At 74.7% G+C, this 1,109-nt stretch carries 1 protein-coding gene; it reads left to right on the top strand.

Features of this window, described 5'->3' with window-relative positions:
- Window positions 1-21 precede the first annotated feature (21 nt).
- Window positions 22-1,109: dynamin family protein (locus tag ACWJ6R_RS36840; RefSeq protein WP_449066627.1), on the top strand; the 1,088-nt coding region annotated here is incomplete at its 3' end.

The raw sequence follows: 1,109 nt of genomic DNA, 5'->3' as shown, positions 1-1,109 counted from the left end.
CTGCGCGAGCGGGTGGCGCAGGTGCGCGCCGGCCTCGACGCGCCGCTGCGGGTCGCGGTGGCGGGCGCGGTGAGCAGCGGGAAGTCCACGCTGGTCAACGCGCTGCTGGGACTGCCGGTCGCCCCGGTGGACGCCGGCGAGTGCACCTTCGTCGTCACCCAGTACGAGTACGGTCCCGACGACGGGCTCATCACCATCGAGCTGACCGACGGCACCACGGCCCGCTCCCGGCTGCTGCCCGGTCACCGGCTCCCCGCCGACCTCGGGGTGGACACGGCCCGGATCCGCCGCCTGCGCGTCTCGCTGGATCTGCCGTCGCTGCGCACGGTCACCATCGTCGACACCCCCGGCATGAACACGGTGACGGCCGTCAACGAGCGGGCCGCCCGCAGCATGCTGTTCGGCTCCGGCGAGGAGGACGACCGCGCGCAAGCGATGATCTACGTGCTGCGCTACGTCCAGAAATTCGACGACACCACCCTCGCCGAGTTCCGCGGCCTGACCGGCGCGTGCGGTCTGAGCTGCGTCAACACCCTCGCCGTGCTCGGTCAGATCGACCGGCGCGGCGACGAGGACGACCCCTGGCCGACCGCCCGCCGGCTGGCCGCCGGCGGCTACGCCGACCTGCGGACCTCCGTCTTCGACGTGGTCCCGGTGATCGGCCTGCTCGCCGAGACCGCGCGGGCCCGCCCGCTGGACACCGAGGAGTTCGCGGCCCTGTCGGCCCTGGCCGGCCTGGATTCCGACGACCTGGAGGACTACCTCCTCGACCTGGAGGACTTCCGTACCGCGTCCGACCTGCCCGTCCCCGCCGAGGTACGGCACCGCCTGGTGGAGCGGCTGCACCGGTACGGCATCCGCACGGCGGTGGACGCGCTGCGCCGGGGCGAGGCGGCCGATCCCACGACCCTCACGGCCTGGTTGCTCCAGCGCTCGGGGTACGCCTCCGCAGGCCGCGCCTCGACGGGTTCGGTGGCCGCCGGCATCGCCCACTTCGCCCGCCGCGCCGACCAGCTGAAGGCGCTCGACGCGCTGACCCGGCTCCGCCGGATCGCCCGCACGCCCGCGCTGGGCTCCGACCGCGCCACCCTGGACGCGCTGGCCGCGCA

This window comes from Planomonospora algeriensis, assembly GCF_977012225.1.
This window is presented reverse-complemented; position numbering and strand designations above follow the sequence as displayed.